Annotated in this window: 1 protein-coding gene; it reads left to right on the forward strand. The window is 70.3% G+C overall.

Features of this window, described 5'->3' with window-relative positions:
• Positions 1-13: 13 nt before the first annotated feature.
• The coding region (locus GFH49_RS00880; RefSeq protein WP_230396092.1) for an RNA-guided endonuclease InsQ/TnpB family protein at positions 14-286 on the forward strand (273 nt) is incomplete at its 3' end.

The raw sequence follows: 286 nt of genomic DNA on the forward strand, positions 1-286 counted from the left end.
CAACGTCGCCGGGATGCTGCGCAACAAGCGGCTCGCCCGCCGCGTGGCCGATGCCGGGTTCGGGGAGATCCGGCGCCAGCTCACCTACAAGGGCCAGCGCAACGCCTGCCGCACCATCGTGGCAGGCCGCTGGTACCCCTCCTCAAAGACCTGCTCGGACTGCGGCGCGGTGAAAGCCAAGCTGCCGCTGCACGTACGAGTCTTCACCTGCGACGTCTGCGGTCTGGTCCTGGACCGGGACGAGAACGCAGCCCGCAACCTCGTCGCCCTCGCGGCGGCCTGCACC

It is taken from the genome of Streptomyces blattellae (assembly GCF_009709555.1).
Classification (GTDB): Bacteria; Actinomycetota; Actinomycetes; order Streptomycetales; family Streptomycetaceae; genus Streptomyces; species Streptomyces blattellae.